The 22,378-nt window shown below is 41.4% G+C and carries 22 protein-coding genes; 13 read left to right on the top strand and 9 right to left on the bottom strand.

Annotation, left to right across the window (positions count from 1 at the left end; translation table 11 throughout):
* Positions 1-34 precede the first annotated feature (34 nt).
* From SMSK564_RS10530 to SMSK564_RS10490, 9 genes are all read left to right on the top strand, one after another.
* On the top strand, positions 35-904 hold the full coding sequence (locus SMSK564_RS10530) for an ROK family protein (RefSeq protein ID WP_000582506.1): 870 nt from the start codon (positions 35-37) through the stop codon (positions 902-904).
* Positions 898-2,778: an N-acetyl-beta-D-glucosaminidase gene (locus tag SMSK564_RS10525; RefSeq protein ID WP_000251380.1), complete on the top strand. Its 1,881-nt coding sequence runs from the start codon at positions 898-900 to the stop codon at positions 2,776-2,778. Before SMSK564_RS10530 ends, SMSK564_RS10525 begins: the two co-directional genes overlap by 7 nt.
* Positions 2,779-2,986: 208 nt before the next feature.
* Positions 2,987-3,916, top strand: a complete 930-nt coding sequence (locus SMSK564_RS10520; RefSeq protein WP_001032151.1) for an ABC transporter permease — start codon at positions 2,987-2,989, stop codon at positions 3,914-3,916.
* 13 nt (positions 3,917-3,929) lie between these two features.
* The gene (locus SMSK564_RS10515) at positions 3,930-4,853 is read left to right on the top strand and encodes a carbohydrate ABC transporter permease (protein WP_000818351.1); all 924 of its coding nucleotides are present in this window, start codon (positions 3,930-3,932) and stop codon (positions 4,851-4,853) included.
* Positions 4,854-4,955: 102 nt separating this feature from the next.
* Positions 4,956-6,437 (top strand): ABC transporter substrate-binding protein, encoded by a 1,482-nt coding sequence (locus tag SMSK564_RS10510; protein ID WP_000800384.1) that lies wholly within the window; start codon positions 4,956-4,958, stop codon positions 6,435-6,437.
* 231 nt (positions 6,438-6,668) lie between these two features.
* Positions 6,669-7,358, top strand: a complete 690-nt coding sequence (locus SMSK564_RS10505; RefSeq protein WP_000760507.1) for a CPBP family intramembrane glutamic endopeptidase — start codon at positions 6,669-6,671, stop codon at positions 7,356-7,358.
* 55 nt (positions 7,359-7,413) lie between these two features.
* Positions 7,414-7,710, top strand: coding sequence for a bacteriocin immunity family protein (locus tag SMSK564_RS10500; RefSeq protein ID WP_000188111.1), 297 nt, complete (start codon positions 7,414-7,416; stop codon positions 7,708-7,710).
* Positions 7,711-7,841: 131 nt separating this feature from the next.
* Positions 7,842-8,828, top strand: coding sequence for an oxygen-dependent tRNA uridine(34) hydroxylase TrhO (gene trhO / locus SMSK564_RS10495; RefSeq protein WP_001030019.1), 987 nt, complete (start codon positions 7,842-7,844; stop codon positions 8,826-8,828).
* A gap of 121 nt (positions 8,829-8,949) precedes the next feature.
* Entirely contained in the window at positions 8,950-9,810 is an 861-nt protein-coding gene (locus SMSK564_RS10490) for a DUF4299 family protein (RefSeq protein WP_001140376.1), read from the top strand.
* 223 nt (positions 9,811-10,033) lie between these two features.
* Here SMSK564_RS10490 and SMSK564_RS10485 read toward each other — a convergent pair whose 3' ends face one another.
* The 5 genes from SMSK564_RS10485 to SMSK564_RS10465 form a co-directional block, all read right to left on the bottom strand.
* Positions 10,034-11,098, bottom strand: a complete 1,065-nt coding sequence (locus SMSK564_RS10485; RefSeq protein WP_000808468.1) for a DUF6574 domain-containing protein — start codon at positions 11,096-11,098, stop codon at positions 10,034-10,036.
* Between the two features lie 61 nt (positions 11,099-11,159).
* Positions 11,160-12,071 (bottom strand): DUF4097 domain-containing protein, encoded by a 912-nt coding sequence (locus tag SMSK564_RS10480; protein WP_001229061.1) that lies wholly within the window; start codon positions 12,069-12,071, stop codon positions 11,160-11,162.
* Positions 12,064-12,657, bottom strand: a complete 594-nt coding sequence (locus tag SMSK564_RS10475; protein ID WP_000198690.1) for a DUF1700 domain-containing protein — start codon at positions 12,655-12,657, stop codon at positions 12,064-12,066. The genes SMSK564_RS10480 and SMSK564_RS10475 overlap by 8 nt, the downstream gene beginning before the upstream one ends.
* The gene (locus tag SMSK564_RS10470) at positions 12,644-12,970 is read right to left on the bottom strand and encodes a PadR family transcriptional regulator (protein WP_000273854.1); all 327 of its coding nucleotides are present in this window, start codon (positions 12,968-12,970) and stop codon (positions 12,644-12,646) included. Before SMSK564_RS10470 ends, SMSK564_RS10475 begins: the two co-directional genes overlap by 14 nt.
* 139 nt (positions 12,971-13,109) lie before the next feature.
* On the bottom strand, positions 13,110-14,276 hold the full coding sequence (locus SMSK564_RS10465; protein ID WP_000744888.1) for a CynX/NimT family MFS transporter: 1,167 nt from the start codon (positions 14,274-14,276) through the stop codon (positions 13,110-13,112).
* A gap of 154 nt (positions 14,277-14,430) precedes the next feature.
* On the opposite strand from SMSK564_RS10465, the gene SMSK564_RS10460 reads away from it, so the two are divergent.
* Both SMSK564_RS10460 and SMSK564_RS10455 read left to right on the top strand, forming a co-directional pair.
* Positions 14,431-15,261 (top strand): glycosyltransferase, encoded by an 831-nt coding sequence (locus tag SMSK564_RS10460; RefSeq protein WP_001291456.1) that lies wholly within the window; start codon positions 14,431-14,433, stop codon positions 15,259-15,261.
* A 191-nt stretch (positions 15,262-15,452) separates the two neighbouring features.
* A complete protein-coding gene (locus tag SMSK564_RS10455; protein ID WP_001035690.1) occupies positions 15,453-17,303 on the top strand; it encodes a polysaccharide biosynthesis protein in 1,851 nt (616 codons plus the stop codon).
* 112 nt (positions 17,304-17,415) lie between these two features.
* Here SMSK564_RS10455 and SMSK564_RS10450 read toward each other — a convergent pair whose 3' ends face one another.
* The 3 genes from SMSK564_RS10450 to sdaAB are packed head-to-tail and all read right to left on the bottom strand — an operon-like array spanning position 17,416 to position 19,622.
* Positions 17,416-18,048: an HAD family hydrolase gene (locus tag SMSK564_RS10450; RefSeq protein ID WP_000200885.1), complete on the bottom strand. Its 633-nt coding sequence runs from the start codon at positions 18,046-18,048 to the stop codon at positions 17,416-17,418.
* Between the two features lie 21 nt (positions 18,049-18,069).
* Positions 18,070-18,942, bottom strand: a complete 873-nt coding sequence (gene sdaAA, locus SMSK564_RS10445; RefSeq protein WP_000499143.1) for an L-serine ammonia-lyase, iron-sulfur-dependent, subunit alpha — start codon at positions 18,940-18,942, stop codon at positions 18,070-18,072.
* A gap of 8 nt (positions 18,943-18,950) precedes the next feature.
* Positions 18,951-19,622: an L-serine ammonia-lyase, iron-sulfur-dependent subunit beta gene (sdaAB, locus tag SMSK564_RS10440; protein ID WP_000838912.1), complete on the bottom strand. Its 672-nt coding sequence runs from the start codon at positions 19,620-19,622 to the stop codon at positions 18,951-18,953.
* 241 nt (positions 19,623-19,863) lie between these two features.
* On the opposite strand from sdaAB, the gene apf reads away from it, so the two are divergent.
* The gene (gene apf / locus SMSK564_RS10435) at positions 19,864-20,484 is read left to right on the top strand and encodes an aggregation-promoting factor (protein ID WP_000843465.1); all 621 of its coding nucleotides are present in this window, start codon (positions 19,864-19,866) and stop codon (positions 20,482-20,484) included.
* Between the two features lie 50 nt (positions 20,485-20,534).
* Here the strand turns inward: apf and SMSK564_RS0102925 are convergent, their stop codons facing one another.
* The gene (locus SMSK564_RS0102925) at positions 20,535-21,398 is read right to left on the bottom strand and encodes a helix-turn-helix domain-containing protein (protein WP_001268146.1); all 864 of its coding nucleotides are present in this window, start codon (positions 21,396-21,398) and stop codon (positions 20,535-20,537) included.
* Between the two features lie 323 nt (positions 21,399-21,721).
* Between SMSK564_RS0102925 and SMSK564_RS10425 the strand changes: the two genes are divergently transcribed.
* Positions 21,722-22,309 carry a hypothetical protein gene (locus SMSK564_RS10425; RefSeq protein ID WP_001108791.1) on the top strand — a complete coding sequence of 196 codons (588 nt, stop codon included), beginning with the start codon at positions 21,722-21,724 and terminating at the stop codon, positions 22,307-22,309.
* Positions 22,310-22,378: the final 69 nt, after the last annotated feature.

Genomic DNA, 22,378 nt, shown 5'->3' with positions numbered 1-22,378 from the left:
AATTGCTGATTCGCCCCTTTTTATGGTAAAAACAATGATCATTGCAACGATTGATATCGGAGGGACTGGGATTAAGTTTGCCAGTCTGACTCCTGATGGGAAAATACTGAATAAGACAAGCATTCCAACGCCTGAAAGCTTGGAGGACTTACTAGCTTGGCTAGATCAACGTTTGTCAGAGCAGGATTACAGTGGGATTGCTATGAGCGTTCCAGGCGCGGTCAATCAAGAGACAGGTGTGATTGATGGCTTCAGTGCGGTGCCCTACATTCACGGATTTTCTTGGTATGAGGCGCTTAGCTCTTATCAGATTCCTGTCCATCTGGAAAATGATGCCAACTGCGTTGGACTTAGTGAATTGCTAGCTCATCCAGAACTTGAAAATGCAGCCTGTGTCGTGATTGGGACAGGGATTGGCGGAGCTATGATTATCAATGGCAGACTTCATCGAGGTCGCCACGGTCTGGGTGGAGAATTTGGCTATATGACAACCCTTGCCCCTGCTGAAAAGCTCAACAACTGGTCGCAACTAGCGTCAACTTGTAATATGGTGCGATACGTGATTGAAAAATCTGGTCAGACTGACTGGGACGGTCGCAAGATTTACCAAGAGGCCGAAGCAGGAAATGCTCTTTGCCAAGAAGCTATTGAGCGCATGAACCGTAATCTGGCGCAAGGCTTGCTCAATATTCAGTATCTCATCGATCCAGATGTCATCAGTCTGGGAGGCTCTATCAGCCAAAACCCGGATTTTATATCAGGGGTCAAAAAAGCTGTCGATGACTTTGTCGATACCTACGAAGAATACACGATTGCACCTGTTATTCAAGCCTGCACCTATCACGCAGATGCCAATCTCTACGGTGCCCTTGTCAACTGGCTACAGGAGGAAAATCAATGGTAAGATTTACAGGACTTAGTCCCAAACAAACTCAGGCTATCGACTTGCTGACAAAGCATATCTCTTTACCAGATGTGGAAGTGGCAGTCGCTCAGTCTGACCAAGCCTCTATCTCTATTAAGGGTGAAAGTGGACACTATAACCTGACTTATGACAAACCCCACCAACTCTATCGCGCCTTGTCCTTGTTGGCAACATCCCTAGCAGAAGGTGACAAAGTAGAGATTGAGGAGCAGGCGGCTTACGAGGATCTAGCTTACATGGCAGACTGTTCGCGAAATGCGGTGCTGAATGTAGCCTCTGCCAAGCAGATGATTGAGGTCTTGGCTCTCATGGGCTACTCAACCTTTGAGCTCTACATGGAAGACACCTATCAGATTGAAGGGCAACCTTATTTTGGCTATTTCCGTGGAGCCTACTCAGCTGAGGAATTGCAGGAAATCGAAGCCTATGCCCAACAGTTTGACATGACCTTTGTGCCTTGCATTCAGACCTTGGCCCACTTGTCAGCCTTTGTCAAATGGGGTGTTAAAGAAGTGCAGGAGCTCCGTGATGTGGAGGATATCCTCCTTATCGGCGAAGAAAAGGTTTATGACCTGATTGATGGCATGTTTGCCACTCTGTCTAAACTACAAACTCGCAAGGTCAATATCGGCATGGACGAAGCCCACTTGGTTGGTTTGGGACGCTACTTGATTCTGAACGGTGTTGTGGATCGTAGTCTTCTCATGTGCCAACACTTGGAGCGCGTGCTGGATATTGCTGACAAATATGGTTTCCACTGCCAGATGTGGAGCGATATGTTCTTTAAACTTATGTCAGCAGATGGCCAGTACGACCGTGATGTGGAAATTCCAGAAGAAACTCGTGTCTACCTAGACCGTCTCAAAGACCGAGTGACTTTGGTTTACTGGGACTATTATCAGGATAGCGAGGAAAAATACAATCGCAACTTCCGCAACCACCACAAGATTAGTCATGACCTTGCCTTTGCAGGTGGTGCTTGGAAGTGGATTGGTTTCACACCCAACAACCATTTTAGCCGTCTCATCGCTCTTGAAGCCAATAAAGCCTGTCGTTCCAATGACATCAAAGAAGTCATTGTAACGGGTTGGGGGGATAATGGTGGGGAAACTGCCCAGTTCTCTATCCTACCAAGCTTACAAATCTGGGCAGAACTCAGCTACCGCAATGACCTAGACCGTTTGTCTGCCCACTTCCAGACCAATACAGGTCTATCGGTTGAAGATTTTATGCAGATTGACCTTGCCAACCTCTTGCCAGATTTACCAGGTAATCTCAGTGGCATCAACCCTAACCGCTATGTCTTTTATCAGGATGTTCTCTGTCCAATTCTTGACCAGCACATGACACCTGAACAGGACAAACCGCACTTCGCTCAGGCAGCCGAGATTCTTGCTGACATTAAAGAAAAAGCTGGCAACTATGCCTATCTCTTTGAAACTCAGGCCCAGTTGAATGCTATTTTAAGCAGTAAAGTGGATGTAGGACGACGCATTCGCCAAGCCTATCAAGCGGATGACAAAGACAGCTTGAAACAAATTGCCAGAGAAGAATTGCCAAAACTCAGAAGTGAGGTTGAAAACTTCCACAAGCTCTTTAGCCATCAATGGTTGAAGGAAAACAAGGTCTTTGGTTTGGATACAGTTGACATCCGTATGGGCGGACTCTTGCAACGCATCAAGCGAGCAGAAAGTCGTATCGAGGCTTATCTATCTGGTCAGATTGACCGCATCGACGAGCTAGAAGTGGAAATCTTACCATTTACGGACTTCTACGCAGACAAGGACTTCGCAGCTACAACAGCCAACCAGTGGCATACTATTGCGACAGCTTCAACCATTTATACAACTTAGAAACAAGAACAGTGTCCCTTGTTCAGAGTGTTTCTCGTGAAACATTCCTTTCTTCAAAAGTAATCCACATAAAATAATTTGTGGAGTTTTTTCTATAATTAGTAGTTTAACCTAACCTGCAAATAGGAGTATACTAATAATGTAATCGTTATCAAAAGTCTAAAAAGGAATTTTTAGATGGATATCAAAATAAAAAAGGGAGGAAATTATGAATAAGTTTTCAAAAACATTGAGAGATAACTGGATCTTTCTCTTGATGGTTTTGCCAGGGGCACTCTGGTTGATTCTATTCTTCTACATTCCAGTATTTGGGAACGTGGTTGCCTTTAAAGATTACCACATGACCAGTAATGGTTTCATAGATAGTATCATGAATAGTAAATGGGTCGGACTCGATAATTTCAGATTCTTGTTTAGTTCAAAAGATGCCTTTATTATCACACGAAATACTGTCCTCTACAATCTCGGCTTTATCTTTATTGGTTTGATTGTATCTGTAGGGATTGCCATCATCCTCAGTGAACTCCGTTCTAAGAGAATGGTTAAGATCTTCCAAACTTCTATGTTGTTCCCTTACTTCTTGTCTTGGGTTATCATCAGTTTCTTTACAGATGCCTTCCTAAACATTGATAAAGGGGTGTTCAACCATTTCCTAGAATCTATCGGAATGAAGGAAATCAATTTCTACGCTGACTTGGGTATCTGGCCATATCTCCTACTTTTCCTAGGTATTTGGAAAGGCTTTGGATATAGCAGTGTCATGTACTATGCGACAATCATGGGAATTGATCCAACCTACTACGAAGCAGCGACAGTAGACGGAGCCAGCAAATGGCAACGAATTCGCAATGTAACCATTCCGCAGTTGACACCATTGGTAACTGTATTAACCATCCTTGCAGTTGGAAATATCTTCCGTGCAGACTTCGGTCTTTTCTACCAAATCCCCCACAATGCTGGTCAGCTTTATAACGTAACCAACGTCTTGGACGTATATGTTTATAATGGTTTGACCCAGACAGCGGATATCGGGATGGCTTCAGCGGCAGGTCTCTACCAATCAGTAGTCGGTTTGCTTTTGGTTATCCTATCAAACTTACTTGCAAGACGAGTTGATCCAAACTCAGCCTTGTTCTAGAAAGGAGGAGAATATGGCAGAAAAGAAAATTAAAAAAGAAAAAATTGATAATGTCGGCATTCACTCCTTCAGTAAGAAAGCAGATATCTTCTTCAGTACCATTTCTGGTTTGATCGCCCTCTCTTGTATCCTACCCTTTGTATTCGTTATCGTTATCTCGGTGACAGATGAAAAGAGTATCCTCCAAAATGGATATAGCTTCTTCCCATCTCAATTTGGATTAGACGGTTTTGAGTTCTTGGCACAGTTTAAGGATAAAATTCTCCAAGCCCTCTTCATCTCAGTCTTTGTAACAGTGGTGGGGACTATCACAAACGTTTTTATCACAACAACCTATGCCTACGCCATCTCACGGACAACCTTTAAGTACCGCAGATTCTTTACGATTTTTGCCCTTCTTAGTATGTTGTTCAACGCTGGTTTGGTACCGGGCTATATCGTGGTCACTCGTTTACTTCAACTTGGTGATACAGTTTGGGCCTTGATTGTTCCAATGCTTCTCTCACCATTTAACATCATCTTGATGCGTTCCTTCTTTAAGAAGACCATTCCAGAAGCCATTCTTGAATCTGCTCGTATCGATGGTGCTAGTGAGGCCCGGATCTTCTTCCAAATCTGTTTGCCATTGTCACTACCAGGTATCGCAACCATCACGCTTTTGACAGCACTTGGTTTCTGGAATGACTGGTTCAACGCCCTTCTTTATATCAAGAGTGACAACTTGTATCCATTGCAATATTTGCTTATGCAAATCCAACAGAATATGGACTACATCGCCAAAGCAGTCGGCCTATCTGGTCAACTGGGAGTTGCTCTTCCAAAAGAAACAGGACGTATGGCCATGGTTGTGGTCGCAACCCTTCCAATCGCGATTCTATATCCATTCTTCCAACGCTACTTTGTAAAAGGTTTGACTATCGGTGGCGTGAAAGAATAGTGCTTGTTGAGAAAAATCATTTCTCATTTCCAAACTTCCCTTGCGTGAAGTTAAGATCATTACATTGTTTATAAGTTTAAAAATAAAAAAGGAGTTTTTGTCATGAAAAACTGGAAAAAATATGCTTTTGCATCTGCTAGCGTAGTCGCTTTGGCTGCTGGTCTTGCTGCTTGTGGAAACCTTTCAGGTAACAAAAAAGCTGCTGACTCAGCTTCAGGTGAAAAACCTGTTATCAAAATGTACCAAATCGGTGACAAACCAGATAACTTGGATGAATTGCTAGAAAATGCTAACAAAATCATCGGAGAAAAAGTTGGTGCTAAATTGGATATCCAATATCTTGGATGGGGTGACTATGATAAGAAAATGTCAGTTATCACATCATCTGGTGAAAACTATGATATCGCCTTTGCATCTAACTATGTTGTAAATGCTCAAAAAGGTGCTTATGCTGACTTGACTGACTTGTATAAGAAAGAAGGGGCAGAGCTTTACAAAGCACTTGACCCAGCCTACATCAAAGGTAACAGCATTAACGGTAAAATTTACGCAGTTCCAGTTGCAGCCAACGTTGCATCATCTCAAAACTTCGCCTTCAACGGAACACTTCTTGCTAAATACGGTATCGATATTTCAGGTGTCACTTCATACGAAACACTTGAGCCAGTCTTGAAACAAATCAAAGAAAAAGCTCCAGATGTAGTGCCATTTGCGGTTACTAAGAACTTCATCCCATCTGATAACTTTGACTATCCAGTTCCAAACGGACTTCCATTCGTTATCGACCTTGAAGGAGACACTACTAAGATCGTAAACCGTTACGAAGTACCTCGTTTCAAAGAACACTTGAAGACTCTTCACAAATTCTATGAAGCTGGATACATTCCAAAAGACGTAGCAACAAGCGATACTTCATTCGACCTTCAACAAGATACTTGGTTCGTTCGTGAAGAAACAGTAGGACCAGCTGACTATGGTAACAGCTTGCTTTCACGTGTTGCCAACAAAGATATCCAAATCAAACCAATCACTAACTTCATCAAGAAAAACCAAACAACACAAGTTGCTAACTTTGTCATCTCAAATAACTCTAAGAACAAAGAAAAATCAATGGAAGTGTTGAATCTCTTGAATACTAACCCAGAACTCTTGAACGGTCTTGTTTATGGTCCAGAAGGCAAGAACTGGGAAAAAATTTCAGGTAAAGAAAACCGTGTTCGTGTCCTTGATGGCTACAAAGGAAACACTCACATGGGTGGATGGAATACTGGTAACAACTGGATTCTTTACATCAACGAAAACGTTACAGACCAACAAATCGCAGATTCTAAGAAACAATTGGCTGAAGCTAAAGAATCTCCAGCGCTTGGATTCATCTTTAACACTGACAGTGTGAAATCTGAAATCTCAGCTATCTCTAACACAATGCAACAATTCGATACAGCTATCAACACTGGTACTGTAGACCCAGACAAAGCTATTCCAGAATTGATGGAAAAATTGAAATCTGAAGGTGCTTACGATAAAGTATTGAATGAAATGCAAAAACAATACGATGAATTCTTGAAAAACAAAAAATCATAAGATCAATTGATTTCGTGTATTCATTCCTAATTCCTAAAAATGTGATCACTGCCTTCCTTAGTTCTCTAGGGGAGGCAGTGATTTTTTGAAACAAGGGCATAGATATCCATGTTTTTCTTATCCCTATTTAACTATTCAGGAAATCTCAAGCACTATTTAGGATTTTGAGTAAGGATTTGGGGGAATATGGCTTATATTAGAGATGTTCCGAGTTTACAAAGGAGAGTTTCTATGAAAAAGTATCAGATTCTATTCAAGATGATTGCTATCTTCTCTTACTTATTTTTCGTATTTGGCCTTTCTCAGCTGACGCTTATTGTCCAAAATTATTGGCAATTTTCTTCCCAGATTGGAAATTTCGTCTGGATTCAAAATCTCTTGAGTTTGCTATTTAGCGGAGTCATGATTTGGATTCTGGTTAAGACAGGTCATGGTTATCTCTTTCACATTCCAAGAAAAAAATGGCTTTGGTATTCGATTTTGACAGTACTAGTGGTAGTGCTCCAGATCTCTTTTAACGTTCAGACAGCTAAACATGTTCAGTCAACTGCTGAAGGTTGGGCTGTATTGATCGGTTATAGTGGGACCAACTTTGCTGAGCTAGGTATCTATATAACTTTGTTCTTTCTGACTCCACTTATGGAAGAGCTAATCTATAGAGGATTACTGCAACACGCCTTTTTTAAGCATTCGAGATTTGGCCTTGATTTGCTTCTTCCGTCAATTTTATTTGCTCTTCCTCATTTTTCAAGCCTGCCTAGTTTGTTAGATATCTTCGTCTTTGCAACATCTGGCATCATCTTTGCTAGTTTGACCCGCTATACCAAGAGCATTTATCCTTCCTATGCGGTGCATGTGATTAATAATATTTTCGCGACATTACCATTTTTGCTGACTTTTTTACAGAGGGTGTTTGGTTAAATACTGACGCGAGAGTTAGGAATGATAGTTTTTCAATTTAAGGATGAAAATAAGAATGACACCATTAAAATGGTTTGCAGGAGGAAGTGAAAGACGTTGTGAAGCCATGACTATCATAAATCATCTATTGGAAGATATAAAGGATACGCCTCAACTTGCTCCTTTGAAAAATCAGTTAGTGATTTATAAAAGACGATTAGAGGACGATGGGACCTCTACTCCATTTATTTTGAGTCAAATGAACGTTGACCTTGCGCGCGTATTGATTGATAACAAGCTAAGTTTTTCAGAAAGTCAAGCTAGGCAGATCAAAAAATTGAGAGAATTATCTGCTATTCGCTATGGTTACTGATGAAGTGCAGGGACAGGCCACCTTCTACAATTTCCAGTCAAATAAATTGCATTCGTTTTCTCAAGCAGGTATACTAGTATAGTTAGATGAAAAATTCTGAAAATTTAAGAATAGAAAAGAGAACAAATCTTATGGCAAAAGATATTCGTGTCTTACTTTACTACCTTTACACTCCAATTGAAAATGCAGAGCAATTTGCTGCAGACCACTTGGCTTTCTGTAAATCAATCGGCCTTAAAGGCCGTATCCTAGTCGCTGACGAGGGCATTAACGGAACAGTTTCAGGGGATTATGAAACAACTCAAAAATACATGGACTACGTTCACAGCCTCCCAGGCATGGAAGACCTCTGGTTCAAGATTGACGAAGAAAGTGAACAAGCCTTCAAGAAGATGTTTGTTCGCTACAAGAAAGAGATTGTCCACCTTGGTTTGGAAGACAACGACTTTGACAACGACATCAACCCACTTGAAACAACAGGTGCTTACTTGTCTCCAAAAGAGTTTAAGGAAGCTCTTCTTGACGAAGATACCGTTGTCCTTGACACACGTAACGACTATGAGTATGACCTAGGACATTTCCGTGGAGCTATCCGCCCAGACATCCGCAACTTCCGTGAGTTACCACAATGGGTCCGTGACAACAAGGAAAAATTCATGGACAAACGTGTCGTAGTTTATTGTACAGGTGGCGTTCGCTGTGAGAAATTCTCAGGTTGGATGGTCCGTGAAGGCTACAAAGATGTCGGCCAATTGCACGGAGGAATTGCAACTTACGGTAAAGACCCAGAAGTCCAAGGTGAACTTTGGGATGGGAAAATGTACGTCTTTGACGAGCGTATCGCCGTTGATGTCAACCATGTCAACCCAACCATCGTAGGGAAAGACTGGTTTGACGGAACACCATGTGAACGTTATGTCAACTGTGGAAATCCATTCTGTAACCGTCGTATCTTGACATCAGAAGAAAATGAAGACAAGTACCTTCGTGGATGCTCACACGAGTGCCGTGTTCACCCGCGTAACCGCTATGTTTTAGAAAATGAATTGACACAAGCAGAAGTTGTCGAGCGCCTAGCCGCTATTGGTGAAATCTTGGATCAAGCAGTTACTGTATAATATCAAACAGTCCTCAGGGGCTGTTTTTCTATGCTTTGTACTCAAAAATCTAAAGTTTGTTTCTGTATCTTTCAGAAAAATAAGGTATACTGTATGTAAACGATTTCAAATGAGTCCAGTTATGGCGAAAACATTTTTTATTCCAAATAAACAGAGCGTTTTAGGAGAACAGGAGATTTTGACTGCCAAGTCAATCTTGGCCTTGGTAGATGGTTTGGAGTCGCATAGTTATGATGCAGTCTATCTTCGTCAGCCTCTTAACCGTCTTGAGTATATCGAGTGTGCGATAGTGGGGCAATCACAATTTCTTTTTAAGGTTAGTTATGCTGATGGTCAAAAGGCTTACCGTGTCGATCTTCCTGAGCTACTAACAAAGACAGACTGGCAGATTATCAAAGCATTTTTAGATGCCCTGCTTGCTTATACAGGGACTGATATTGAAGGACTAGATGGCTTTGACTTTGAAGCTTATTTCCAAGCAAGTATTCAAGCCTATCTGACAGACACTGCAGCCCGTTTTACGATTTGCCAAGGAATTTTTAATCCTGTTTTCTTTAGTCATGAGGACTTAAAAAGCTTTTTAGAGGAAGACGGCTTGGCTCAATTTGAAGCGTGTGTGCGTGCGGTTCAAGAGACAGACGCCTACTTTGCAAGAGTTTCCTTCTATCAGGATGGAGAAGGAAAAGTGCATGGCGTTTACCATCTGGCTCAAGGAGTCAAGACTATTTTGCCGAGAGAACCGTTTGTTCCTGCAGTCTATATGGAGCAATTGGTGGATAAGGAAGTGCAGTGGGAGATTGACTTGGTTCAAATTACAGGAGATGGCTCTAAACCAGAAGACTATGAAGCCATTGCCCGCTTGGACTATGCAAAATTCCTAGAGTCACTACCATCAGCATCTTACCACCAACTAGATGCCAATCAATTAGAAGTGCAACCCATCTTAGACAAATATTTTAAAGCATTAGCACAAGAAAAGTAAAGCAGAAGCAGGTCAATCGACTTGCTTTTTTGGCATAGAAAAATCCTGCCATGAAAGACAGGATTGCTACTCAATGAAAATCAAAGAGCAAACTAGGAAGCTAGCCGCAGGCTGCTCAAAACACTGTTTTGAGGTTGTAGATAAGACTGACAAAGTCAGGAACATATATCTACGGTAAGGCGAAGCTGACGTGGTTTGAAGAGATTTTCGAAGAGTATGAAGTTTAAAGAAGGGCCAAGATACGAAGGTAATCTCCAATCAGTGCCACTTCAGCTACAAAGAAGAGGAGGATAATGACTCCGTTCACAAGGACAGATAAGAATAACTGATAGAAGGAGTCGGTTTCACTTGCTTGACTAGGTCTCGTAATGATATGGAGGCTAGCGAGCAGAATGATTCCAATGCTAATCACACACAAGAGGGCTGAAAATCGTAGGCTGTCAAAGAAGGCAAAGAAACTAGCAATAGCAGTTAGGAAGATTGGAATTGCCAAGAGTTGACTATATTGTTGGAGAACCTTTTCCAGCGTCCAGTCCTTTTCTTGGTAGATAAATCGTCTCACGACGAAACTACCCAAGAGGAATGAAAAGAAGAAGAGTGTTGTCGCTACTAGGATAGAGATGATAGAAAAGAGAGTTAAAGGTGCTAGTTGCTCAGGGAAGTGGCTGTTTATAGTTGCTATATGTCCATAGTAAGCATGTTTGATGTGGTAGATACTAAAGAAAAAGGAAGACGCAGAAAATAGAATGAGCAAGAGAAAGGCTGTGTAGCTGTGTGTGCTACTTGTTTCAAGCTTGCTTGTAGGAGATTTGATTGCTTCCACTAGCCAAGACCAAAAATCAAGCACTTGCTCTTTCCATTTATCCGTCGATTTTGGAGCTTGGTCGGGGATATAGGGACTTTCTAAGGATTTACTGAGAAGAAGCGGCTCTTTCATGGTTGTTTTTTGCTGAGGAAGAGCTTCTTGGCTTTCTTCAGCCATAGTGACTTTTTCTGTTTCTTTAGGAAGGTCTGGCTCTTCTTCAGTAGAATTAGATGCCTTCTTTTCTTCTATTTCTGTTCTCGCTTCACCGTCTTCAGGAGTTTCAATTTTTTCTTCTTGCTGGCTTTCCAATTCGACTGCAGCTTGAGAGACTTCCTCCTCTACTTGAGTATTTTTTTCAATTGGTGTATCGAGATCAGCTATCATTTCTTCAGTCTTGTCTGCAACCTCTTGAGCTTGCTCTTCAGGCTTGTTCTTGCTTGTTGTTTTTACAAAATCATTACTTTCAAACCATTCTTGTTTCATGGTAGAACCTCCTTTTGGTTAGATAAATATGCTTCTATAGTAGCAGATGTAAGCGCTTTTGTCAACGTCTGCTTGGTGTGGATATTAGCTCAATATCATCATCAGATCTCGCAATGAGTTGATCCTTGACATCGGTTTTTTCAGTTTTGTAAGGGTTGCTTAATTCCGTACCTCTTGATTCAGGCTCTTCTCTTGTGAATTGGAAGATAGACCCATAGTTACTTGAGACATCCCAATTAATTCGTTGGCTCTCTTTCTGGTCTAGGATGATTCGGAGATAATCTTTGGCAGTCAGTTCAACCTTACCATGGACTTGGATATTTTCAGCGTGGAAGTGATGTTCTGTTGACTCTAGCTGACTATCTGTAAGGTCTGTATCAAAGATATTGACGATATTGGGAGTTGTGAGTTTACTGTTTTTGATACGACTTCCTTCAATTCGGAGGATATAGCCGTTTGTATTGAGGGTCGCATTTTCAAGGCTAGCATTTATGATGGTGGTTTGTCCGCGATTGGCTGAGATGTTGATCCCTTTTAGAGTTCTCCCTTTCGGTAGTCCGATGATGACATCATTAAAACGATTAGATGAACTACTTACAATATGGAGAATCCCATCAATTCCAGAAGAGATAAATGGACTTTCAGATAGTTTCTTATCAGTGAGACTCAGAGTTCTATCGTTCTGATTGGTGATAAGATCATGGTGAGCAGAAAGTGATGGATGATAGGAAATGTGGATTTGATCATCGAAAGAGTCTGTGATGGTCAGCGCGTGTTGGTGGAGAGTAATTTCTAGGTTTTCGACTTCCTTGCCAAAGGTTAGCTCTTCCGTACGGCTATCATAGACAGGTTCTTTGGACATGGAAAGTAGGCTCTTAATCCCATCAGATTGGATACCTACAAAGAGCAGGATAAAGCCGATAACGGTAGTCACCACACCAAAAATGAGAAATCCTTTTGTCAATTTACGCATGCTGGTCACCTCTCTTTCCTTTTTTAAGAACAAATTGCACCAAGCGAACAATGAGTAGACCGAAGAAGCGAGCTACATAGGAAATGCCTAGTAAAACTAGCGAAGAAGCACCGATGGCTAGTAAACCAGAACCGAAAATCAAGATAAAGGCTGATTTGGCTTGGGCTAGGACAGTGAAACTTTCAACTAAAAATAGGAATCCGCCGATGATACCAAGTATGGAAACCGCAAAGAAAGCCAAGATGACAGTCAAGGCTGCCACAAGGATTGCGAACAGGGTCACTAGGATGGCGATTCCCAGAGGAATACCGATGGGTGCTGCAAGGAGGGCTAACAAGGCGATATGTAAAATTTGTCGGTTATTTTTTTGAGCAGGTGCTTCATTGATTTTTTTATCGAGAAGATTGGAGAGAACCTCGTGGGCTGCTTCTTTGGGAGTTCCCAAACTAGCGATGAGTTCTTCTTCTCCTTCGACTCCAGCATCGTCAAAGAGCTCTCTGAAATAGTCCATGGCTTCGATACGGTCAGCTTCAGGTAGTTTCTTGAGATAGAGTTCTAGCTGAGTCAGGTATTCAGTTCTTGTCATGGCGGATACTCCCTTCTATGATGCCATTGATGGTGTCTGTATAGAGTGCCCATTCATCTTTTAGGGTCAAGAGCTGTTCTATACCACCATTTGTCAAGGAGTAGTATTTGCGCATGCGACCTTGGAACTCTCTAGAATAGGTTGTCAGAAAGCTATTGCCTTCCAATTTTTTGAGAATGGGATAGAGTGTGGATTCTTTGATATTAGCGATCAGCTTAATGGTTTGGCTAATCTCATAACCATAAGAATCCCCTTTTTCCAGTACGGCCAAGATGAGAAATTCAATCAAGGCAGAGGATGTTGGAAAGTACATGGGAAACCTCCTTTTCTAATGTGTAGGATTTTTATATATAATTTTTCTACACATATATTGTACATCTAAAAGAAAGCCCTGTCAAGAGAAATGTGTAAAATTTTTATATATAAAAAAACTTCTAGGAAAAACTAGAAGTTTAGAGAATTTTATCAGCTCTGTCTACTGTAAAGAGGGCTACAGTCATCAGAATATCGACGAGCAAGAGGGCAGCTACAGCTGGTACCCAAGAGTGGAAAAGGTCAAAACTGTAACCAAAGAGGGTTGGCCCAAAGGCTGCTAGGATATAGCCTCCTGTTTGAGATAGGCCGGACAATTGGGCTGTCTTTTCAGGAGCGCTTGTCTTGAGTGAAAAGTTGACCATGAGATAAGGGAAGAGGGCGCTGGTTGCGGTTCCGATGAGGAGATGGATGGCAAGCCAGTAAATGAAATGATTGATTGGGAAAAAGAGCATGGAAATGCCGACCACGCCAGCTAGTGAGACCAAAGTGAGCATGAGCTGACGGTTGCGAGTTGACAAGCTTGTTGTCAGGCTTGGGATGGTCATTGAAAAAGGAATGCTAATCAGAGAGAAGATAGAAGTCAGCAAGCCAGCTTCGTGACTGGATAGGCCTGCATGGATGGCCATGGTAGGTAGCCAGGTCATAGCGGTGTAAAAGAGCAAGGATTGAAAACCGGCAAAGACAATCACTGCCCAGACCTGTTTATTATGCATGACCTTTGTTTTGCTTTTTTGTTTGGTTTGCGGAGCCAGTCTGTGATTATAGCGGTGATTTGGGAGCCAGAGCAAAAAAGTTGCTAGGCAGAGCAGGGTGAGGAGGATGATAAGTCCTTTCCAAGAACTGGCCTGTGTAATAGGCACAGCCAGATAGGAGGCCAGAGCCGTTGCAATCCCCATAGAGGTTACATATAAGGTGGTCAGAAAACTAATCTTCTTTGGTTGATTGGCTTGGATAAGACTAGGAAGCAGCACATTGATGACTGCGATACTTGCCCCAACCATCAAGGTTCCTAGATAGAGCAGGGGCAGATTGATTAGTCGAATAAGTGAGCCAATGGTCAAGAAGAAGAGGCTGTAGGTGAAGAGATGCTCCAAGCCGATTTTCTGAGCCAGTCGGGTAGAAAATGGTGAAAAGAGGGTAAACATAAGGAGAGGCAGGCTGGTCAAGACACCAAGCGAACTAACTTCTACCCCCAGACCTTGCGAAATATCTCCCAAAATAATGGGTAAAACAGTAAAAGGAGTCCGTAAGGAAACACCAATCAGGATAATACCTGGAACAAAAAAGAGTGATTGCTTTTTCATAAAATACCTCTTCTAGCTGATTTTAATAACAGCTTATTTTAAGGCTTTTTCACTATAATGTCAAGTAAGGTTTCTGGCTTTCAAGATAAAAATGGGAAAGTCTTGAAAATTATGATAAAATAGTGGAAGGAAATCTATACATTGGAGAAAAACTGTGTCTGAAAAGCAAAAAATCAGCGTATTGATGTCGGTCTATATCAAGGAAAATCCGACATTTTTAAAGGATGCTATTGAGAGTGTTCAAAATCAGACCCTGAAACCGAGCGAATTGGTTCTGGTTGAGGATGGGCCTTTGACACCTGAGCTCTATCAGGTATTAGACCAGCTTGAAGCTGAGTCTGATATTCCAGTGAAACGTTGCCCCTTAGAAGAAAATCAAGGTTTGGGTCTGGCTCTTCGATACGGTGTTTTACAGTGCCAGTATGATATTATTGCCCGTATGGATACGGATGATATAGCTGTTCCAGATCGTTTTGAGAAACAGGTTCAGTTAATGGAGAAGGACAATCTTGACCTATTAGGTGGCCATATTGCAGAATTTATTGATAATCCTGATGAGATTGTTTCTTACCGTCGTGTTCCAACCCAGCATGCAGATATTGTAGCTTATCAAAGGATGAGAAGTGCCTTTAACCACATGACTGTTATGTTCAAGAAGAATATGGTTCTCAAGGCAGGCAATTATGAAGATGGCCTTTATATGGAGGATGACCTCCTCTGGCTCAACATGATTGCTGCAGGAGCCAAGACTGGAAATCTGGATCAAATCTTGTGTAAGGTTCGTGTCGGAGCAGGGATGTTTGAGCGTCGTGGGGGACTGCGTTACCTCAAACTCTATCGTCAGGCTCGTCAACGGATGCTGAAGAGAGGACAAATTTCTTACATGGAATATGCCAAGAGTGTTGCCATTCAGATGATTGTTGCCCTTTGTCCAGGATTTGTCAGACAGTTTATTTTTATGAAACTGTTAAGAAAAAGCAATTAAAAGATTGTAGCAAATCGTAAACTAGAGAAAAAGTGTTATAATAACAATATAATGCTCTTCGAAAATCAAATTCAAACCGCGTCAACGTCGCCTTGCCGTACTCAAGTACAGCCTGCGGCTAGTTTCCTAGTTTGCTCTTTGATTTTCATTGAGCATAATCATCCGGCTCTTTTAAGGAGGAGTAAATTTCTATGAATAAAAAACTCACAGATTATGTGATTGATCTGGTGGAAATTTTAAATAAACAACAAAAACAGGTTTTCTGGGGAATATTTGATATTTTCAGTATGGTGGTTTCCATCATTGTATCTTATATCTTATTCTACGGATTGATTAATCCAGCACCTGTTGACTACATTATCTATACGAGTTTGGCCTTCCTGTTCTATCAATTGATGATTGCATTTTGGGGATTGAATGCGAGTATTAGTCGTTACAGCAAGATTACGGATTTCATGAAAATCTTTTTTGGTGTGACTGCGAGCAGTGTCTTGTCATATAGTATCTGCTATGCCTTCTTGCCACTCTTCTCCATCCGTTTTATCATTCTCTTTATCTTGTTGAGTACCTTCTTGATTTTATTGCCACGGATTACTTGGCAGTTAATCTACTCCAGACGCAAAAAAGGAAGTGGTGATGGAGAACACCGCCGTACTTTCTTGATTGGTGCCGGTGATGGTGGAGCTCTCTTTATGGATAGTTACCAACATCCAACTAGTGAATTAGAACTTGTCGGTATTTTGGACAAGGATGCTAAGAAAAAGGGCCAAAAACTTGGTGGAATCCCTGTTTTGGGTTCATATGATGATCTGCCTGAATTAGCTAAACGTCATCAAATCGAGCGTGTTATCGTTGCGATTCCGTCACTTGATCCGTCAGAATATGAGCGTATCTTGCAGATGTGTAATAAGCTGGATGTCAAATGTTACAAGATGCCTAATGTTGAAACTGTTGTTCAAGGACTTCACCAAGCAGGTACTGGGTTCCAAAAAATTGATATCATAGACCTTTTGGGCCGTCAGGAAATTCGTCTTGACGAATCGCGTCTGGGAGCAGAACTGACAGGTAAGACAATCTTGGTTACAGGTGCTGGTGGCTCAATCGGTTCTGAAATCTGTCGCCAAGTTAGCCGTTTCAATCCTGAACGCATTGTCTTGCTCGGTCACGGGGAAAATTCAATCTACCTTGTGTATCATGAATTGATTCGTAAGTTCCAAGGGATTGATTATGTGCCAGTTATCGCAGATATTCAAGACTACGACCGTCTGTTGCAAGTCTTTAAGCAGTACAAGCCAGCTATTGTTTATCATGCAGCTGCCCACAAGCACGTTCCTATGATGGAGCGCAATCCAAAAGAAGCCTTCAAAAACAATATCCGTGGAACTTACAACGTTGCTAAGGCTGTTGATGAAGCCAAAGTACCTAAGATGGTTATGATTTCGACAGATAAGGCGGTTAATCCACCAAATGTTATGGGAGCAACCAAGCGCGTGGCTGAGTTGATTGTCACTGGCTTTAACCAACGTAGCCAATCAACCTACTGTGCAGTTCGTTTTGGGAATGTTCTTGGTAGCCGTGGTAGTGTCATTCCAGTCTTTGAACGCCAGATTGCTGAAGGCGGGCCTGTAACGGTCACAGACTTCCGCATGACTCGTTACTTTATGACCATTCCAGAAGCTAGCCGTTTGGTTATTCACGCTGGTGCTTATGCCAAGGATGGGGAAGTCTTTATCCTTGATATGGGCAAACCAGTCAAGATTTATGACTTGGCCAAGAAAATGGTCCTTCTAAGTGGACATACCGAAAGCGAAATTCCAATCGTTGAAGTTGGAATCCGCCCAGGTGAAAAACTCTACGAAGAACTCTTGGTGTCAACAGAACTGGTTGATAATCAGGTTATGGATAAGATTTTCGTTGGTAAGGTTAATGTCATGCCTCTAGAAGCCATCGATCAAAAGATTGAAGAGTTCCGCACTCTCAGTGGAGATGAGTTGAAGCAAGCCATTATCGCCTTTGCCAATCAAACCACCCACGTTGAATAAAAAAGAAAAGCGCATATTATCAAGTTGTTCATAAGAACCTTGGTAATATGCGTTTTGTTATGTAGAGACTTGCTCCATTTTCTTCTGAAATAGAGTCGTTACCCAGTCTATGTTATTGAAAATACTCTAAAACCTCTAAGGGGGTATGGGCGATATAATCAGGCTGATAGTTTAGTAGATCTGCTTGTTCTCCAAATCCCCAAGTGACGGCCAACTTCTGAATGCCTGTTTCTTGAGCTCCAAGCATATCAAACTTGGTATCTCCGATGATGATGGCTTGTTCTGGTGCTAGTTGATGTGTCTGCAAGGCTTGGCGAATGACATCTGCCTTATGGGGTGCTTCAGGGCTGGAACCATAAATGCCATCAAAGAAATGATAGATTCCCAAGTTCTTAGTCATGTCTTGAGCGGTTGGGGTGTTTTTTGTAGTGGTGATGTAGAGAGGGTAATTCTTAGATAGTTCTTGAAGCAATTCTACAATTTGAGGGAAAAGTTGAGCTTCATGGATGCCTTTTGACTTGTAGTAAGAACGGTATATCTGCACGGCTTCAGAAATTTGTTCTTTAGGCAGGCAGGTCGCAAAACTACTTTCGAGGGGCGGTCCCATAAAACCACGAATAGTTCTGGCATCAGGACTAGGCACCCCCAGTTCCTTAAAGGTATGGGTAAAGGCATTGTGAATCCCGATAGAACTGTCAACGAGGGTTCCATCCAGATCGAAAAAAATCGCTGTGATAGAGGTCATGGTTTCTCCTATTTGATAAGCTTATTCTCCGAAAATTTCTTTTTGGAGGCGACGACCAGTAGGGGTGGTAGCGAGTCCACCTTCAGCTGTTTCACGAAAGGCAGTTGGCATGCTTGAACCCACTTGGTACATGGCATCGATAACTTCATCCACAGGGATTTTAGATTCGATACCTGCCAAGGCCATGTCTGCTGCGATAAATGCAAAGCTAGCTCCCATGGCATTGCGTTTGACACAGGGAACTTCGACCAAACCTGCAACAGGGTCACAGATGAGGCCCAGCATATTTTTAATGACAAAGGCAATGGCCTGACTGGCCTGATAAGGTGTTCCACCGGCAGCCAGAGTCAAAGCTGCAGCACTCATAGCAGAGGCAGAGCCGACTTCGGCCTGGCAACCGCCCTCAGCACCTGAGATAGAGGCATTGTTTGCGATGACTAGTCCAAAGGCACCGGCAGCAAAGAGGAAATCCAGCTGTTGCTCGTGGCTGAGGTCTAATTTTTCAATAGCAGCAGTGAGAACGGAAGGGAGACAGCCAGCACTTCCTGCGGTCGGAGTAGCGCAGACCAAGCCCATTTTGGCATTGTGTTCATTGACAGCGATAGCATTGCGGGCAGCAGAGAGAATTGTATAATCTGATAAAGTTTTTCCGTTTTTGATGTAGTGATCCAGCTTGGCAGCATCTCCACCTGTCAGGCCACTACGAGATTTATTTTCATTGAGGCCAAGTTGGACAGAGGCTTTCATGACTTCCAGATTGCGTTCCATGAGAAGGAGGACTTCTTCACGTTCGCGACCGGTCAATTCAAACTCAGTTGTAATCATAAGTTCTGCGACATTTCCTTGAAAGTCCAGATCTGCTTGCTCGACCAATTCTTTGATAAAATAAAACATGCTTCCTCCTATTTAAAGAAATTGACATTGTGGAGATGAGGGATTTTTCGAATTTCTTCGATAGCCTCATCACAGTTGCGACTGTCAACTTCGATAATCATAATGGCTTTTTCACCAGCTTTTTCACGAGTAACATTCATCTGGGCGATATTGATACCATAGCGTGAAAGAGCCTCTGTTACGAGGGCAATCATACCTGGAATATCTTGATGAACGATAATGATAGTCGGTGTATTCATATTGAGAGAGACGGCAAAGCCATTGAGTTCGGTGACCTGAATATTCCCTCCACCGATAGAAATACCAGTTACGCTGATGGTCTTGTGAGCATTTTTGACGGTAATTTTAGTGGTGTTTGGGTGAGGAGCATTGCTGTCTTTCTGAATGGTCCAGACAATCTTGATGCCACGCTTGTGGGCAATTTCCAGGCTGTTTGGGATTTCAGGATCATCTGTATCCATGCCCAAAATACCTGCAACAAGGGCTAGGTCTGTTCCGTGACCACGATAGGTTTTGGCAAATGAGTTAAATAGTTGGAATTCGACTTCTGTCGGAGTATCATCAAAAATGGAAGAGACAATCTTCCCAATACGAACAGCACCAGCTGTATGGCTACTAGATGGGCCAATCATAACTGGTCCGATGATATCAAAGACAGATTGAAAACGAAGTGATTTCATCAGTTTCCCCTTATAAAAATTCTTATCTCTATTATATCAAAGAATAAAGGTCTTGACTTTAATTGTGGATGAAAACCTTTCTAATACCTCAAATAGCATAAAAATAGTATCTTTTATGACAAAAAACACATTATTTAGGGAAATAAAAAATAATTTTGTAATATTTCTACATAAAAGTGTCAAGAAACGGTAATATTTAAAGGGTATGATAGAACTATAGAAAGAAGGAGAATTTTCAAATATGAAATCAACAACTAAAAAGATTAAAACAACTCTTGCAGGAGTAGCTGCCTTGTTTGCAGTATTTGCTCCATCATTTGTATCTGCTCAAGAATCATCAACTTACACTGTTAAAGAAGGTGATACACTTTCAGAAATCGCTGAAACTCACAACACAACAGTTGAGAAATTGGCAGAAAACAACCACATTGACAACATCCATATGATTTATGTTGGTCAAGAGTTGGTTATCGATGGTCCAGCAGCGCCAGTAGCATCAGCTTCAACGACTTATGAAGCTCCAGCTGCCCAAGATGAGGCTGTTTCAGCTCCAGTAGCAGAAACTACAGAGGTAGAGGAGGAAACTCCAGTAGCAAGCGAAACAGTAGCAGAAGAAACTGTTGCTTCAACTGTAGGCGGATCTGAAGCAGAAGCCAAAGAATGGATCGCTCAAAAAGAATCAGGTGGTAGCTATACAGCTACAAACGGACGTTATATCGGACGTTACCAATTGACAGATTCATACTTGAACGGTGACTACTCAGCTGAAAACCAAGAACGTGTAGCAGATGCCTATGTTGCAGGACGTTACGGTTCATGGACAGCCGCTAAAAACTTCTGGCTTAATAACGGCTGGTATTAAGAAATAACGAACAGAATAATATGAAAAGGTCGAGGAAATCCCTCGACTTTTTATATTTCTTTCGGTTGATAATAGGTCTCCACTTCTTTTTTGAGATGAGACAGCATAGAAGTTTCCTCGATCAGCTCTAGAAGTGAGAAACCTTTTTGAATAAGTTTAGCATCATCCCTACAAATTCCAATACGGACATAGCAGATAGCAAGCCTATCGTAGCTTTTCTTGTTCTTGGCGTCCTCTAGTAAAGTATAGCAGATTTGTTGACACATGTTTTTGTCTTGATGGTATAAGTAAATGGTGGACAGATTGAGTAGGATTGCCATTCGTAAGTCATATAAATGTTGGTAGTTTTTATAGACTTCCAAGCGTTGCAAGATTTTTCCAGTGATGAGATGGAGGTGTTCAATAGGAAAGCTGAAAAGGATGGTATTGAGGATTTTTAGGTCATTTTCATACCATGTATCTTGTTTTTCAATTTTTTCCCAAAGTTTTTTGACAATCTGTTTCACTTGGTCTGACAGTTGCTCTGTACCATGTTGACGGATATGAATGACAATTTCCAGCATATCCCTTATTTCTTCTATAGGCAGGTCGTGGTGGGTCTTGAGGTAGTCTTGGCATGTTTCAAAAAAATCAACTAGACTACTGCTGCCAATGATAGAGCTCATATTGAGATAGGTTTGCATGATTTCTGTTCGTTGGCTCGGTTGATAGAGGTGGCAGATATAGTCAAACTCTTCAAAACTCATATTGATTTGCCGGAGAAGAAACTCCATATTTTCATATTTGGGAGTTGCTTTACCACTTTCAATTTTTGATAAGCTGGTTCTTGAGAGAACCTCCCCACAGACCTCTTCTTGGGTCAATCCTTTTGATTCACGTATTTCTTTATAGACTTTTCCGAAATCATAACGCATGGGTTTTCTCCTTTTTGTGAAAAAAGTTAACAAATAATAAAATTCAATTAAAAATATTGTATCATAGTAATATAAAAAGTAGAAAATAAAAGTAAAATAAGCTTGATGTAATTTTAGAATGAGCTTAATGACTATAATGATGTAGCTAGAAAAGGGGTGGAAAAATGTTTAAAAATAAGGAACTTTTTCGAGTAGTCATGATATTTGTGATAGGAATTATCCTAATTTTAATGACACCCGTCTTATTTAAAGTTGTTATGGAACTATTTTCAAAATAGATAGGCCTCTGTTTTAGGCGGAAAAGTTAATCAGGAGGTTAAGTAATGAACTACAATTTAAAATATCTTTTATCAGGAATATTTGTCCTAGCCTTTATAAGCTTCCTAGTATGGATGCGTTATTTTAATCAGAGGAAGGAAGAAGAGCATTCGGATGTGTCTTTTGAAGCGAGATTAGACAGTGAGGTCAAGACATTATATAAACAACTAGGATTGGGTGAGGAGCCTCACTATTTCTTAGCTTATCGCTACCTACATCCCTGGTTTAATTTGGCGATTTTACCACCAACAGTTGAAATTTTCTTAACTAAAATAGCGCTGGTGATGGTAACTCCAGATGAACTGCTGATAAGAAATCTTGGGAATGGGATGACTTTCACAAGTGAGCATCATCGTGATTTGCGGCAAGGACTTATCCGCATTCCAAAATCAGAGATGAAAGAATTTGAGATTCGTAACTGGAAAAAATTTTTTGTATTTGGCGATTTTTTGACAATTAAAACAAGCCAACATAGCTATTATTTGCAGGTTAGAGATGATGGACTTCAAAAAGGAAGTCTTTCTACCAAACATTTCTCAGACCTAAAGAGACAAGATTTTCTCGGATTATTGACAGATAAACGGACATTTTGATTGACAATTGCCCTAGTTGTTTATTGTAAACTTTACAAATGAGCTGTAAACACTAGAATCCATTCAGAA

The sequence above is a fragment of the Streptococcus mitis SK564 genome (assembly GCF_000148525.1).
In the GTDB taxonomy this organism is placed as follows: Bacteria; Bacillota; Bacilli; order Lactobacillales; family Streptococcaceae; genus Streptococcus; species Streptococcus mitis_H.
The sequence above is the reverse complement of the archived record's forward strand: the minus strand, read 5'-3'. Positions and strand labels throughout refer to the sequence as shown.